Raw genomic sequence first — 15391 nt, forward strand, 5'->3', positions numbered from 1 at the left:
AGCTCAGGTGGAACCCGAGCCCTCCGTTATTCAGCGCTCAGACTCAGCTGTCCAGTTCTGAGATCTGGCGACGGGAGCTCCATGTGCGGAACATAAGCCCCGAGCCCAGGAGTGCCAAGGCCGCCAGCACCGCCAATCCAACTGAGACACCGGTTGTGGCGAGCGTCTTGCCACTCGCAGGGTTTCCGTTGCCGGAATTCCCCTGGCCGGGGTGCTCACCGGCTTCATCTGAATCTGATGACTCAGGTTCAGAAGTTTCGGGGTCAGTCGGCTCCGAAGGTTCCGGATCAACAGGCTCCGATGGCTCGGGCTCAGCAGGCTCCGACGGTGCTGGTTCCGACGGCTCCGGGTCAGCAGGCTCCGATGGCTCGGGCTCAGCAGGCTCCGACGGTGCTGGTTCCGACGGCTCCGGGTCAGCAGGCTCCGAAGGTTCCGGATCAGCAGGCTCCGGGTCAGCAGGCTCCGATGGCTCCGGGTCAGCAGGCTCCGATGGCTCGGGCTCAGTCGGCTCCGATGGCTCCGGGTCAGCAGGCTCCGATGGCTCGGGCTCAGTTGGTTCCGATGGTTCCGGATCTGCCGGTTCCGACGGCTCGGGCTCAGTCGGCTCAGAAGGTTCCGGATCTGCCGGTTCCGAAGGTTCGGGCTCAGTCGGTTCCGATGGCTCCGGGTCAGCAGGCTCCGAAGGTTCCGGATCAACAGGCTCCGATGGCTCGGGCTCAGTCGGCTCAGAAGGTTCCGGATCTGCCGGTTCCGATGGCTCGGGCTCAGCAGGCTCAGAAGGTTCCGGGTCAGCAGGCTCCGACGGCTCGGGCTCAGTTGGTTCCGATGGCTCCGGATCAGCAGGCTCGGTTGGCTCAGGCTCGTCTGGTTCACGGAGGATCACACCGGCATCCCATGTGGGGTCGATACCTTCGCTGGCCTGGAAGTCCTGGAACTCATAGTCCCGGGTCAGGTGAGGATTGTCGTCCCCCAACCTGAACCGGATGGTCAGCCCGTTTGTGGTGTCAGCGTCAGAGTCGCCAGTCGAATCCTCATCGGAGTTCTGCACAGTGAACTCGTAGATCTCCGCCTGCTCCTCAGTGAGCTCGAAGCGAATCTGGTACACACCTTCGGGCAGCTCGTCGAAGATGTAGCGTCCGTTCTCATCAGTTGTAGTCCGGTCGAGTTCTTCGCCGTCGCCGTCGAGCAACACCACAGTGACGCCTTCGAGGGGGTCCTCGTCCTCGTCCTGGATACCATCACGGTTGGTGTCGATCCACACGTAGTCACCCACCGCGTATGTGGGGGTCTCTTCCTCAACTTCCTCTGGGTAGTTGAGGATTGTCACGGTCTCGGTCTCGCCGTTCTCACCGACATGGACGAGGATCTCTTCTTCAGAGAGCTCGTAACCTTCCGGTGCGACCACTTCACGTACCGAGTAGGTCCCTGGTTCCGGCACGAGAGCGCTTCTGCCATGGCCCTCCTCGTCAAGCACGCGCAGGAATCCGTTCTCCACATAGGCGTTGCCAACGATGACGTTACCGTCCATGTCGCGGATTTCGAAGACTGAGTCGCGGTCGTCAATCACCACGTTCTCATCGGTAGCGTTTGTCTTTGCGATCGACAGTGGGTAACCGTCCGAAGGTGTCAGCCCTGCGCTGGCGTCGCCGATGACATTCATAATCGGCGTGTTCAACTCAAAGTCGGTGATGCGCACCAGCACGTTAGCGCTGATGTTGTTCTCCTTAGTGAGTAATTTGCCCTCCTGGCTGGAGATCGTCACCCGGTGGTTTTCTGCATCGTACGACGCTTCCAGGTTGCCTCCGATATCCACCGGACCGTCGACTGCGCCGTCACCGGAATCAACGTTGTCGTGAGAGACGAAACCGAGGAACTCAACCTCTGCGGGTAAGTCATCAATGACCGGGATGATGGTCAGACCGTGGTAGTTGCCGTGGGGAATGAACTCGATGTTGTACACGTACTCGTCTTGGACAAGCTCGCCGTCTTCATCTACTTCCGCGCGCAGGTGCGTGGTCCACTCTTGGGCACCAGAGTCGCGAATCCATTTGCGAACCTGTGCCTCATCACCGTACGACGTGGCCTCGCTGCGCACTTCGGACCAGTAGGTCGCTTCTTCGTCCTCGCCGAGAATGCTGGCGCGGTTAGTGATACTCACTGTCTGCCGGGCGGCATCAAAGGGATGCGTAGTCAACGCCACATTGATCTCGAGGCGGTCAGTGGGGCTGTCCTTCACAAGCTCGATACCAGCCTCGCTCAGCCGGATGATGAGATTGTCATCATCATCTACTGTGACGTTGAAATGCGTGGAATCTAGATCCCTCCAGTGCTGGTACTTTCCGGTGATGCTCTCAGCGACCGCGTCGAGGTCGGATAGGTCGAAGATTCGGGAATCGACATAATCAACGATGTGGCTCTTTGTCAGGTCAAGACCACTGACGAGGAATCCGTATTCGACAGTCGCAGATTCACCAGGAGCTACCGCAATCCTTGTGTCAGTGAGGGTGGTCTTGTTGAACTTGTCCGGGTCATAGCGACCATCGTCATTGCTCTCCCAAACTATGACGTCCACGCGTGCCTCCCGTTGATGCGGAGCAGCGTCCGAATAGGTGAATTCAGCCACGTTGGAGACCGGGTAGTGGAAGGAACTGTTGTTGGGGTTCTTCCACTCGTAGAGATCAGCAATGCTCGTGATCTGCGCCTTGACCTTGAACGTCGCGGATGTCTCAGCGTTCTTTCCCACGTTGATCAACAGGGTCTGTCCGAGCACGGCATACTGTCCGACGTACTCGTCGGCAGCGAACTGTTCGGCCGTTCCTGAGAACGTTGCCGCATGTGTCAGTTCCAGCCCCTCTGAGGTGAGGAAAGCGGCGTCGTTGGTGTTCCACTGCGCCTGTGCTGGCAGTTCGTCGGAGACCACGACGTTGCGGTTCAGTGTGTGGTGCTCGTCGCGACCATCCCACTGCGAGAGGTTGGTGCGCAGGGTGTACGTGATGTCTGCGGGGGGAGTAATCGTGCCGTCTTCGTCAACGGAGACGTCCTTACGGTCCCAATCTGCAGTCTTGCTGAAGGCTGAGTTCAGGTTGGGCAGGACAACACCTGGGGCACCTTGGATGGTGCCTCCAATGCGGAAATTCGCCGTACGTTCGGCCTGTCCCAGCTGGGCGGTGTTGGTGAGTGTCACCCTGAATTCGCCTGTGCGGTCCTCGCTGACCAATTGGTCGTAGCGCTCCTGCAGCTGAGCCTCGAGCGCGGCTCGGGCGTCTTCGTCACGGATCTGTGCGTCGTACGTGATCCGCAGCTGGGAGGGAGATGGCAGGTCCATGGTGGCACTGAAGCTGGTGTTGTCTCCGGAGAATGTGGCAGGAACCTCTACTGTGGAGGTTTGCCGGTTCCGCCCGTGCTCATCCCATGTGGTCAGCTCAGCGGTAAAGGACTCTTGGTTATAGACCATGTGTTCAGGCAGCTGATCTGAAATGGCGAATCCGTCACGGGACTGATCCCGGGCGGTGTCCACCACCAGTGCGTAGCGAATGTTCCGTCCGATCACTGATTCGCGCAACGAGACGTTTCCGGCCTCGTCTACGGTCACGATGTTTCCCCAGCCCGGGTTGTTGACGCCTTTGGCTAGACGGTCGTTGACGTTCTCAAACTGGTCACCCGGCGCGCGGACAATGAGGTCCACGGAACGCTCTTCGCCATCGACGCGCCATGTGACTGTGCGGCTCTCACTGCGTTCAATTTCCTGGACCGTGTAGTCAAGGGCCCAGACTCCTTGATGCACGTCATCTGGGAAGGGGTCGGCGAAGGTGATGAAGATGCTGCCGTTGGACTCAGTGACGCTGTCGATGGCGGTGTTACCGGAGGGTACGACAAGAGACTGAGGGTCGATTGACGTAGGGAGTCCTCCGAGTTCAACCTCTACAGTCGATCCAGGAATCACGTCCCCTGTGTACTGGATGTTGACACGGAGTGCATCGCCGGGATTAACGACGGCACCAGGGGCGGCAGCCTGACCGTTGAGTAAGAGGGTGGTGCTGACTCCTGGTGTTTGCGCGTGAGCGGCGGGGGTGAGCGCTACGACCCCAGTAAACGCGATAATAGCGGCGAGGAATATTGATAAGAGGCGGGCCACTGGCGTGCGCCTTTCTCGTTCCCCCTGTGCGGTTTTTTTCATAAAGGTCCCATCCCTGAACATGCGAATGCAGGTTGTGCACTTTCAAGTGCGAAGAAATGCAGCCCTCAGAGAAGTTTCGGAGTGGGGCTGCCTGTGATGAACAGTCCAACCGTACGGATCGGTCTGGGAGCACGGCCATCCAGGAGAGGGTGAAAATAGACTTTAACCCTCAGTTAGCCTCCTGATTGCACCTAGTCAGAGGCCAAACAGGTATGGGAAGTGCCAGCGGCAGCGGAAACGTTCAGTACCCTTCCGAGTGCTCCTGATCACTGTTTCTTTCCAGCATGTGATGTGAGTAGGCGAACTCGAGTGCGGCATCACGAGAGTGCACACCAAACTTCTTATACAGGCGATTCAAATGGCTTTTGATTGTATTGACCGATAGGTAGAGCCTATGGGCGATCACTACGCGGGAGCCCGTGTGAGCGAGTTCTTCAAGGACTCGTATTTCTGCATCCGATAGTTCTGGCACCGTCGGTTGGTGCGCCGACGCCTCACGTTCTCGCCCGGCGGCCGCGAGACGTTCATCAATGGCGGTGAGGAGGTCTCTCCGATCCGGTGCGTAATCCTGTAGCAGCGACCGGGTTAGGGATGGACTGTAGATGAGCACCTCATATGGTGTGCCGCACTCGTTGGCCAGCGCCAGTGCGGCGCGCAGCTGATCACCGGCCACCAAAGGGCTCGCCTGTGTGTCTCCGTCCTGTCTCAGCAGGGCGTATTCAGCGAGCGCCCAACTCAGACGGAGCGTCATTTCTTGATGAGGGGTCAGGTTTCGGCTTTGCAGCAGCGCTTCTGACCGCTGCCTCGCGCTCGCAAAGCGTTCGGAGCAGACCTCGACCATAATCTCGTGCTGTTCCAGGGTCGCGCTACGTCGTGTCGGGTAGTCGATTTCACGGGCTTGGTGAAGGTAGCGCTCTGCCGTCGGCGTCATCCCTGCCGCCGCCGCGGTCGTTGCCATGCGGCTGAGCAACGTCACCTGCACATATCGGCTTGTCGGCGGGCGATCATGGCGCGACTCTAATTCCGTCGCGAGGAATCCGACTTCTCCATGTTTTGGAAAGTGCATGGCTATCTGGGCTCTGAGTTCCAGGATAAAGCCCCAGAGGTCAATTGTGGGGTGGTTTAGCCACACTTTGTCCAGCTCGGCGCGTGCGGTTTCTGGGCGCCCATCAGCCAGCGCGACTCGTGCTTGGGCAATGACGGCCGGCGCCCCCGCATACGCCTGGTCCCAGCCGGGTGGGAGGTCGAAGCTCTGAATCCATTCCAAAACCCTTCGTGCCTGGATGATGTTCCCGCTGTGGGCGAGAATCATCGCCTTCAGACCGCAAGCGAAGAGCTTTCGCCAGTTGAAAACCCCGTGCACATCAACTGGAGAGACCACCATCGGCTCGATCAGGCGCAGCGCAGAGGCGGTATCACCGAGGAACATTTTGGTAGAGGCTGCATAGGTACGCAGAGCTCTTGCGATCCAACCGCGCAGGGCAGTAACAAGTACCTTCTGCTCTGGGGGGAGGAACTCGACGTCGCCACCTACCAGTCCCTGGAGTTGCTCGACGGCGGGCAGCAACGTTTCAAGGAGCGTCTCAGCTTTTTGGTACTCGCCGAGCACCCGGTACGTCGCGAACGTGACGGCCATGTTGACCAGTTTCGTCAAGCCTTCAGCCTCAGGATCGAGGGCCGCGATAATTTCTGCGGCGGCTGACTCCATGGCAGGTCGGGTCGCCACTCCGAACATGAAGAGCATGCGGTACCAGCCCAGATGTGGATGTCGGCGCATCACGTCGGCTGGCACTTGGCTGAGCATGTGGCGAAATGCGGATTGAGCGCTTCGCGGGAAGGTGGTCACATCGAGGAGCACAATCTTCGCGACCCGCTCCCAGTCGCCGGCCCTCTCAGCGTGGAGAGCTGCCTCCCACGGCCGTTCATTCTGTAGGAACCAGTCTGAAATGACACCGTGAGCGCGCTGGAGGTGCTCAAGAGTGAGTCGCTCTTGAGCAAGTTCTTTAAGCCCTGAAGCGAGCGTGGATTCTAATCGAAAAATGTCCCCGTCGTCGTGGGTGCCGATGCCCAATTGCTCAAGATGCTGCAGCATGGTGCAGGACTGCTCGGCGGTGAACCCGAGGAGTGGCGTCAGCAGACTTGGTGTTGCTATTCCGACCAGCCCGATCAGCAGCATGGCCTCTCCGTCGGCGCCCAACACCGCGTTGGCGAGCACACGTCGCGTGGATTGTGCGCGTAAATCTGTGCTGAGCTGCTCAGCCTGCGCGGCCGTGACCTGGTTTTGATCTGCGCGCCGGGCGTAGCTAATCAATGAGCGAACCATCAGCGGTGAGGTCACGCTTGCCATCACAGACTCATCATCTGTGGTCAGGCCAGCAGCTCCGAGCGCTTGTTCAACCTCGTCGCCCGTGAGCTGGAGCTCCTCTGCGGGGAGGACCTGCGCGTCGAGCCTCGCCTTCGCAGTTGAAACGAAGGAGGGGTCGAGGTGGGTCGCCAGGATCAGGAACCTGACGTGGGGGCAGCGTTCTGCGATGGCCGCGATGAGTCTCAGGCTACTTTGGGATAGGTGTTCTGCCTGGTCCACGATGATATCTACGGGGAGCTTTCTACGGTTCAGGACTCGGGAGAGAACAGTTCCCATTCTGCGCAGGGGGCGGGGTTCTTGGCGGTCGCCGACGGAGTCGGAGAAGTCGACGTCCAAGACGTGCTCAAGTTCTTCGATGAGATCCGTAAAGAAACTCCAACTGTCGCCCTCAGAGTCTTCGCCATCAAGCCAGAGGACTGGACCAGGGGGCCACTCGCGGGACCATTGTGCAGCCGCTGTAGTTTTCCCTGCTCCGGAGGGTGCGAGAATCACCGCGAATCCCGAAATGGCCACATGAGCCTCGATGTGTCTGGTCAGTCGGGGACGGTGCGGGATATCTGGGGCTAACGCTGGGATATGGAACGTCAAGTTCTGGCGTTGACCTGCGAGGTCGTTGCTCGGCTCTTTGGGTGAAGGAGCCTCTACAGCCGATGCTGTGTCCATACCGTGTGAGTGACCTCCCTGACATAGCCGGAGGGCCCTGGATTTTCACCCTTTGGAAACTCCGGCGGACTCTCGCCTAGTCTCATCATGAACTTTTGGCGCGTCAATGTCCGGGCTTCTGTTTTGGACCCCTCAATAGTCCCTCCAGCATATAGTGGCGCGCATCGCACCCACATGAAGACGAAGCCCGTACCGGCGCTGTTCTGGGGGAGCCGGTACGGGCTTCGATCAGGGTGATCTCCTCCTGCGTGTGGTGGTCGGTATGCACCTGCAGGAAAAGGTCTGACCCAATTGTCACCCGTTCGACGCCGTGACGCTGACTGGGACTGTGTGATTGGTCCGTGTTCTGGTCCCTACTTGTGGGAAGACAGAAGTGGCCCGGCGTTCCGGAGCTGCGCTCCAGAGCCCGCCGGGCCACATCCTTTATTCAGTTATGTCAGAACTTCATCCAGCTGGTTCGCTCATCTCACTCGAGGTTGGCGAGTTCCCGCCGGTGACGGCTGATCATGTAGATCGCGCCCCCGATGACCAACAAGCCCAGAGCTGCGGCAAGCAGGCCGAGGATAGTAGCACCGGTGATTGCGAGGCTTCCTCCAGGTTTACCGGGTTCAACCGGTTCACCCGGAGTACCTGGCTCGCTGGGATCAGCAGGAGGCGCTGGCGGCGGATCGGACACAGTGGTGCTGGTGCACTGAGTGTTGGTCTCATCGCAGCTTGGCGGTGGGCCATAGCCCTCCGGAACCACGTAGTTGACCAGCTGGGAGTCGCCAAGGTCAGCGTAGTCATTGATCTGAACCTTGTATGACACCTTGCCAGTAGCACCTGCCTCAAGCTCACCTGAGATCAGCAGTTGATCTTCCAGCGGCCCAGCAACGCTGAGTCCACCAGTTGCTTCAACTCCACCGATCCAGGTGGCGTCATCGAGTACATCAGCCATGTAGTCCACGAAGGAGACCTCCGCTGTACCTGCGCCAGTGTTCTCAAACTCCAGCGTGTAGGTCAGGACATCTCCGGGATCCACGGTGTCATCTTCGGAGACGCTCTTCTCCACCACAATGTCACCGATGGGGTTGCATGTCCCGTGAGCAGAGGTCTCTTCACATGGTCCTGTGGGATCCTCGGGTACTTCTTCACCCGGGTTGAGCACGAAGTTCGCGATGACGTCGTCGCCACGATCCCCGTCCTTGACTACCACTGTGTAGGACACTGTGGCGCTCTCTCCTGCTGCGAGGTCACCGGTAATACTGATCCGGGCCCCGTCACGAGTCACTTCGAGACCACCTGTTGCGGTGGGCTCGACCACAAGATCAGCGTCGTCGAGAACGTGGGTCAAATCATCAACCCTGTTCACGGTGCCCGTTGCTTCACCGGTGTTTTCGAACTCGATGGTGTACTCCAGTTCCTGGCCCGGTGTCACCGGGGTCCCGGAAGCGGGATTCACCGATTTAGCGTCCACCAATTCAGGAATCAGCGTTGAGGTGTTGCAGTCAAGATCCTCACCAGGATGCGGAATCCACACCCCTCCATCACCAGGGACTTCTGGGTCATGCGGTTTCACCACAGCGTTGGCGAGTTCGTTATCGCCACGCTGACCCTCGGGAAGGACCTCCACCGTGTATTCGATGAACGCCTCGTCACCGGCACCTAGCTCACCAGTAATCAGCAGAACACCATCAACGATCTCGGCCAGCACACCTTCACTATCGGTGACAGTAGGCCCATCAACGAGCTCGGCATCATCAAGGACACCGGAGAGATCATCAGCGAAGAACACTGATCCTGTTGCCTCACCAGTATTGATTACACCGATCCGGTAGGTGACCTGATCGCCAGTTTCAACAACACCAGCATCTTCGACTTCACCGTCGATGATGGCTTGCTTACCAGCAGCAATATTCGGCAGATCAGTTTTGGTGCACTCCTCACAATCCTCATCCTCACCCGGAGGTGGTGGTGTGTCACCAGGGGTGACCAGGAAGTTCGCAGCACTGTTGTTGCCACGCTCAGTTTCAGCGTTGACCACCACGGTGTAAGTCACCGTCGCAGTCTCACCTGCTGCGAGTTCACCGGAGATGGAGAACCTCTCATCCTCTACCTCACCCACCAACACAGACTCTGTGTCAGAGACAGGAGCTACAGTCAGTGCCGCGTCATCGAGGACATCGGTCAGGACATCCTCTCGGGCCACCACACCGGTAGCAGCACCAGAGTTGGTGATCGTCACCGTGTACGCCAGCTCCGTACCAGCCTCAATCGGAGAAGTGCTGGCTTCAACGGACTTTTCGTATGAGATTTCGGATACTGGGTTACATGTGGAGGTTTCTGTGTCCTCACATGGGTCTTCCGGGTTCGGTGGCGGTGGGAACTCCGGATCCTCAGGATCCTCAGGTGCTTCCAGCACATGGTTGACGAGTCGGTCATCGCTGCGGTCATCAGCACCACGGACCTGAACCTGATACGTCACCTCACGGGACTCACCTTCAGGAATAGAACCAGTAATCAACAACTGGTCCCCCTCACGAACAGCAGTGAGGCCCTCACCTACAGAAAGAGAATCTTCCAAGAAATCAGCATCATCAAGCACATACGCAAGATAATCCAGGTGATCAACATCAGCAGCAGCCTCACCGATGCTGTCAAAGGTGAGCGTGTACTCAACGATCGAACCAGTCACCAAAGGCGAATCTGATGGCGAAGATGACTTACTGAAATCCAGCAGAGCAGCCGGAACCGTGCTACTGGCACAATTCTCATCCTCTACCGCAGGATCCGGAATGCATGCCACATTGATCAGCATCTGATCACCATCACCGGTGTATTCCACCGTGTAAGTGATCTCCGCTGATTCACCAGCAGCCAACACACCAGACCATGAGAGCTCCTCACCATCAATGCTTGCCTCACCCACAGTGGCAGAAAGCGAACCATCCACCACCACAGCATCATCAAGCACATCAGAGAGATCATCACTCATCGTCGCTGGGGCATCAGCAGTGTAGTCACCAGGACCCACGTTAGTGACTGTCACCGTGTAAGAAAGTTCCTCACCCACAGCAGGCAACTCAGTAGAACTAGCTGCCTTCTCCACAGTCAGACCAGGAAGATCAAACTCTTCACAAACAGCCCCATCCTCACCACAAGGAGGAGTCGGCGGCGGATCATCAGGAGTATCACCAGGGAAGGCCACGTTACGGACCTCACGGTCACCACCAGCAGCCAACTCCACCTCATACGTGATTACTACAGTCTCACCCGAAGCCAACGGCCCAGACCATGCCAATAGATCACCGATCAGCGACGGAGCCTCAACTGCTTCCCCATCAACCGTAGCCACCCACGACCCATCAACCAGTGCACCATCATCAAGAACACCGGAAAGATCATCGAAAACTACGGCAGGATATTCATCAGTAAAGTTGCCTGTACCGGTATTAGAACCTTCAACAGTGTACGTCACTGTATCGCCGAAACGAGTATTTGTCGTAGCATCTGAAGTTTTTACAAGCTCAAGAATTCGGGGTTTGACCGTGTTTGTTATGACGCAACGAATCGCGTCACCGGTGTTCACAACTTCTACGCCAGCTTCGTAGCCGACCCCTCCTTGAGGTAAGTTCGGATCCACTGTTCCGTTGCGGGTGCATTCCCACGAGGCATCATAGGCATCAAGGTTGGCGCCTTCCTCAGCAAAGACGAATTCACCACCTTCGAGTATGTTTCTGGGTCCAGTCGTCACTGAATCATTTTCAGGTCCGGTGCTCACCGCCGCCGCAGATCGTCCTGTAGGAGTCGTAATAGACAGGTCAAACGAATCGTCAGCCGAGGCTCGGGAATCAACTGCTTTGACAAATTCATATGAAGATGTCATGACACCAAAAGCAAACCCAGACCTCTGCTGCTGCCGAAAACCTGTCAAAGTCTGAGATACCCACGTTGGAGAATCAGCGCCAACGATCAAGTGGCCTCCCGAACCCTCATTGTCCTCCCCATCCGGACCTGAGGGTGTCTCACAAACCAAAGTCGTGGTCCCAAACCCTACAGCGGTGTCACCACATCCGAACGCTAAATCAGGCGAAGGCTGGTCCACCAACTCGATCGGTGCGCTAGCCTCCCAGGCTAGTATTTCTCCATTGTTAACGTTCTGGGTATCTACCATTACAAACTTGTAATCGTCTATTGGATGCCCGTCGGAGGAAGTAACTACAATATCTTGAAGCGTAACTTGAATACCAGGATTCGGGATACCTAACTCATACTGAAATAGGTTCGGATTCCCGCCTATGCCGGTGTAGTTGTCACCACCAAAATGCTGAGCAGCCGTCGGAACGGGCTCAGCACGAACGTCTTTACGGTTAAATCCAGGAACGTCGTTCGTCACTACGTTGTATGTAATGACATACCCACCTGGCAAGGTAATGTTCATGGGCTGCCCGCCGGGTTGACGCGCGAGGTCATTATCGTACTCAGTCATGTCTAGCCAGCAGATGGTCTCAGCGTAGAGCCCTGAGCCAGCGTCAGCGTAGTCACAGCCTTCGGGGTCGCCATCAGCAAGGGTTGCGATGTCGCCGTTAGCTACCGGAGCAGCGTACGCGCTGTCTACATCCGCAGCCAGCGCCGCGCCCATGAAGGTGCTGACCAGAACAGCAGCAGTCGCAGCCAGTGCAGTCAATTTTCGTAGCGTGTGTCTACCCGCTCTAGCTCCGCCTCGCTTACCGCGTGGCGGCGGAAACTCGGGGTGGTGAATGAACGCTCTAGGCACGCTCCACTCCTTCTTTTGTTTGATATGGGTGGGCCCCGAGATCTCCGACAGCAGGTATGTGACGAGAAATACGAGTCCACTGCCAATCCTTGGTACAGCCTGTGAGAACTGCTAGTGGGAGCTGGATCTATGGGCCTCTGAATGGTCCCCCTGCCGCTTCACCGCATCGATACAGCTCTACCCGTTGAGAAGACCTAGTTCGTGAGCTTTTTGAAGAGCCGCCTCACGGGAATTCACCCCGAGCTTGCGGTAGGCCGCCTGAGCCTGTTTCTTCACCGTGGAGAGTGCCCGGCATTCCGCCGCTGCGATCTGCTGCATCGAACAGTTGCTCCTCAGACTCTTGAGGACTTCCATCTCCCGGGACGTCAGGTCGACCATGGTGGCCTGAGACGGGAAGACCGACCGTGCGCCGAGCACACGTTGACGTAATTCCTCCGCGGTCAAACTCCCGCGCGGGTCGCGCGATGCTATTTCCTCCCAGAAAGGATGCTCCGCCAGGATGCGTAATGCCTCGCGGCGGTACCTGTCGGGGAGCAACGCTAGGGGCAGCACGGTTCCTACCGCTGCACAAATCTCGGCGCCGGCAGCAAAGTCTCGCTCTGCTTGTTTGTGATCGGATCCTTCGGCCCAGCGTGCGGCGGCGGCGAGCAGTCTGAAGTGTGCCCGGGCTCTCACGGGCATCTGCATGTCGTAGGTGTACTTTTCGGCTACATCTATGGCTCGTCCAAACTCCCCTGCCATAAGCCAGATCCTGGCCTCTACCAGCTCTATCCCCCCGAGACCCGCACCCCCCTCAGTCACAAGTGCCTTCGCCTGCTGAAGTCGACCTCGTGAGAGCAGGAGCTCACCGTGCATATAGCGGGTCGCCTGGTGGCCCAAGCCCTTACCGCGCAAATGCGAGGTGCGTTGCCGTTGAAGGTCTGTAAATCGCCGATTCCACCATCGGTCATCCACCTTGAGCAGTGAGATCCAATGCTCGATCACCACCATCAACGGCCACAGCGAGGTCACCGTCACAGAATCCTCGAAGGGTGCGATACAACGTTCTGCCTCATCGGTTTCGAGCAGGTCCAAACTCCGCAACGCCCGCAGGTATCCTCCCGCGGCTGTCACTGGTGGCTGCAGAGATTCCCTACGGACGGTCCGGTCTCCGCTCATCAGCCCCCATATAAGGGCTTCATAGTCCGCAGCCAGCTGCGGAACCGTTGGACGCTTTGCGGAGAGGTCCGGCGCGGATACCAGATCGAATTGTTCAGCACCTGCGGTGAGACTCCCTCCCAGGCACAAGGCAACCCCTCGGTGGAAACGGAAGAAATCGTCCGCTTGTTTGCTCAGCTGATTGTCCTGCGATGCCAGCACACTCAACCTGCGTTGGGCCTCATGCCCTAAATCCACTGCCTCTTTAAAGCGCCCCTGGGCACAGTAGGCGAACATCATGTACCCGGCAGTGACTGCGGCCTCATTGCTTGTGCTGAGCTTAATAAGGAAGTCCGGTCTAAGGGACTGAACACCCATCACCATTTCCGCGGCCACTGCCGGTAATCCCTGGATCGTTGCAGGTCTCGTTGCGGAGACTCGTGGCTGGGCATGAGACCGGAACAAGTAGGAAATGTGTAACCGGATGAATCTCAGGAGTGGTGCCTGCTGTTCCACGCTGCGCGGCAGCCGGTCCAGCGCCACGAGTGCCTGAGGGCGGAAGTCTGTCAGGACCTCGTGATATCGGCTGGCCACGAGTTCCACCAAGTACTCCCACCGAGCCGCTCGGCGCGCCTGGATCAGCTGCTCACCCAAGAGATCCCTCCGATCCGCCAGACAAGCCAGCAAGGCGGCTCGGTACTTTCGATAGCCAAAACCTGCAGGGAAGTGCAGCTTCAGACCTTCAGCGATCGCCTGAGGCACCCGCCAACCCTCTCCAGGAATATGAGAGAACCCCTTCGGCGGCTCAACAGGAACCAGAATCCCCAGCCCTAACAGCTCCAGAACGAGTTGTTGGGGGTCAGCTTTCGCGGCGCCACTGGGCGTCTGGTCTCCAACAGTAAAAGCCTGGAGTGCGGCAGCTAACGCGGAGGGGGTGACGGTGTGCAAAGTCGAAGCGCATAGTGCGGCCTGCTGTAACTGCTCAGTACCGAGACGGTCCCACCAGCGTGTTATCTCCCGCCCCAAAGCCGCGGTCACGGCCCTGCCGCTCACCAGGTCACGCAACCCGTGAGGCCCGGTCACGTTTAAGATTGTTCGCGCAAGACTGAGATATCCGCAGGTGAAGGAAAACAGAAAAGACTGTGCCTCCTCTGTAAGCTCCCACTTCTCCTCCGCGAGCGTGGTCAGGAACGGCTCCCGAGGCAAACGGCGAAATCTACTGCGTGGACCTTCCACCGGGAAAGGATCGAGACCCAGCGGGCCCTCAAGGTCGAAGAGCCCTGCTCTGCTGTGTTTGTCCTTCACCCAATCATCTGCTCTTGAAAACCACGTCATATATCGCGCTTGTCCCCTCGGTGAGCGAGCAAAAGCCTGCTTTCACCCTCCCCCGGGCCAAGCAGTGCCTCTGACAATAAGTCCAGCGGCCGTTCACAGGCTCTGAGTGACAGAAGAAATGGTCCGCTGAATGGGTCCTCTTCTGGACCCGCATCACCACTCTCTACGGACCGCTAGAGCGATTCCGAGCGCAGAGGGGGTGAAACTGACAATTCACCCCCGTCAGCCGATAGTCTGAATGCATGACCACCAGCACACCGGAACCCACTCACCTGGGTCAGCTGCGCCGGGAGCGCCTGCTGTCCTCGCGGCTCTATATATGCACTGACCTGCAGCGATTCATTTCCTACCCCGGCGCCGGACCGGTCGAGGAACTCGGTCTGGAGGCTCTCCGCACGTTTTACGCGGACGCTTTCGCGGGCGGAGTGGACATCATCCAGGTGCGGGACAAGAGCGTCTCCGTCCAGACTGAGATCGCGGCCTTGACTCTGTTGAAGGAGGTCGCCGATGAGTACGGCGGGCTGGCCGCTGCTAATGATCGGGCGGACCTGGCGGCGGTCACCGGGGTGGATATTTTCCACGTGGGCCAAGAGGATCTCTCCCCCGAACAGGCCCGTTCAATCCTGGGCGACGACGTGCTCATCGGGCTCTCCTGCCGCACTTTTGACCAGGTCCGCGAGGCCGATTCGGACATCGGGATCGATTACTACTGCACTGGTCCGGTGTGGGAGACCCCCACCAAACCAGGGCGCGCGGCTGTAGGTACCGAGCTGGTGACGCAGGCGGCCGGGCTGGAGACGGCTAAGCCGTTCTTCGCCATCGGTGGCATTAACGTAAACAACATCGGCGAGGTCACGGCCGCCGGCGCTGACCGTGTGGTCGTCGTCCGGGCGGTCACCGAAGCAGAGGACACTACGGCTGCGGCCCACGCCCTGCGGGAGAAACTCCCGGCTTAGCC

At 58.4% G+C, this 15391-nt stretch carries 5 protein-coding genes; 1 reads left to right on the forward strand and 4 read right to left on the reverse strand.

Features of this window, described 5'->3' with window-relative positions; translation table 11 throughout:
* Positions 1-43 precede the first annotated feature (43 nt).
* The 4 genes from FH975_RS11410 to FH975_RS16965 all read right to left on the reverse strand — a co-directional run bounded on the left by FH975_RS11410 (position 44) and on the right by FH975_RS16965 (position 14181).
* On the reverse strand, positions 44-4177 hold the full coding sequence (locus FH975_RS11410; protein WP_162321434.1) for an SdrD B-like domain-containing protein: 4134 nt from the start codon (positions 4175-4177) through the stop codon (positions 44-46).
* A gap of 241 nt (positions 4178-4418) precedes the next feature.
* Positions 4419-7205, reverse strand: a complete 2787-nt coding sequence (locus FH975_RS11415; protein WP_162321435.1) for a LuxR C-terminal-related transcriptional regulator — start codon at positions 7203-7205, stop codon at positions 4419-4421.
* 466 nt (positions 7206-7671) lie between these two features.
* Positions 7672-11871, reverse strand: coding sequence for a DUF7927 domain-containing protein (locus FH975_RS11420; RefSeq protein ID WP_162321436.1), 4200 nt, complete (start codon positions 11869-11871; stop codon positions 7672-7674).
* Between the two features lie 267 nt (positions 11872-12138).
* Complete coding sequence (locus FH975_RS16965) at positions 12139-14181, reverse strand: helix-turn-helix transcriptional regulator (RefSeq protein ID WP_162321437.1); 2043 nt, start codon at positions 14179-14181, stop codon at positions 12139-12141.
* 494 nt (positions 14182-14675) lie between these two features.
* Here FH975_RS16965 and thiE point away from each other — a divergent pair, with 494 nt between their 5' ends.
* Complete coding sequence (thiE, locus tag FH975_RS11430) at positions 14676-15389, forward strand: thiamine phosphate synthase (RefSeq protein ID WP_162321438.1); 714 nt, start codon at positions 14676-14678, stop codon at positions 15387-15389.
* Positions 15390-15391: the final 2 nt, after the last annotated feature.

Source organism: Nesterenkonia haasae (genome assembly GCF_010119385.1).
Lineage (GTDB): Bacteria > Actinomycetota > Actinomycetes > Actinomycetales > Micrococcaceae > Nesterenkonia > Nesterenkonia haasae.

Bases quoted from the DNA above. Each gene is read 5' to 3' on its own strand.
- FH975_RS11410 (WP_162321434.1), bottom strand. From the start codon at position 4,177: ATGAAAAAAACCGCACAGGGGGAACGAGAAAGGCGCACGCCAGTGGCC.
- FH975_RS11415 (WP_162321435.1), bottom strand. From the start codon at position 7,205: ATGGACACAGCATCGGCTGTAGAGGCTCCTTCACCCAAAGAGCCGAGC.
- thiE (WP_162321438.1), top strand. From the start codon at position 14,676: ATGACCACCAGCACACCGGAACCCACTCACCTGGGTCAGCTGCGCCGG.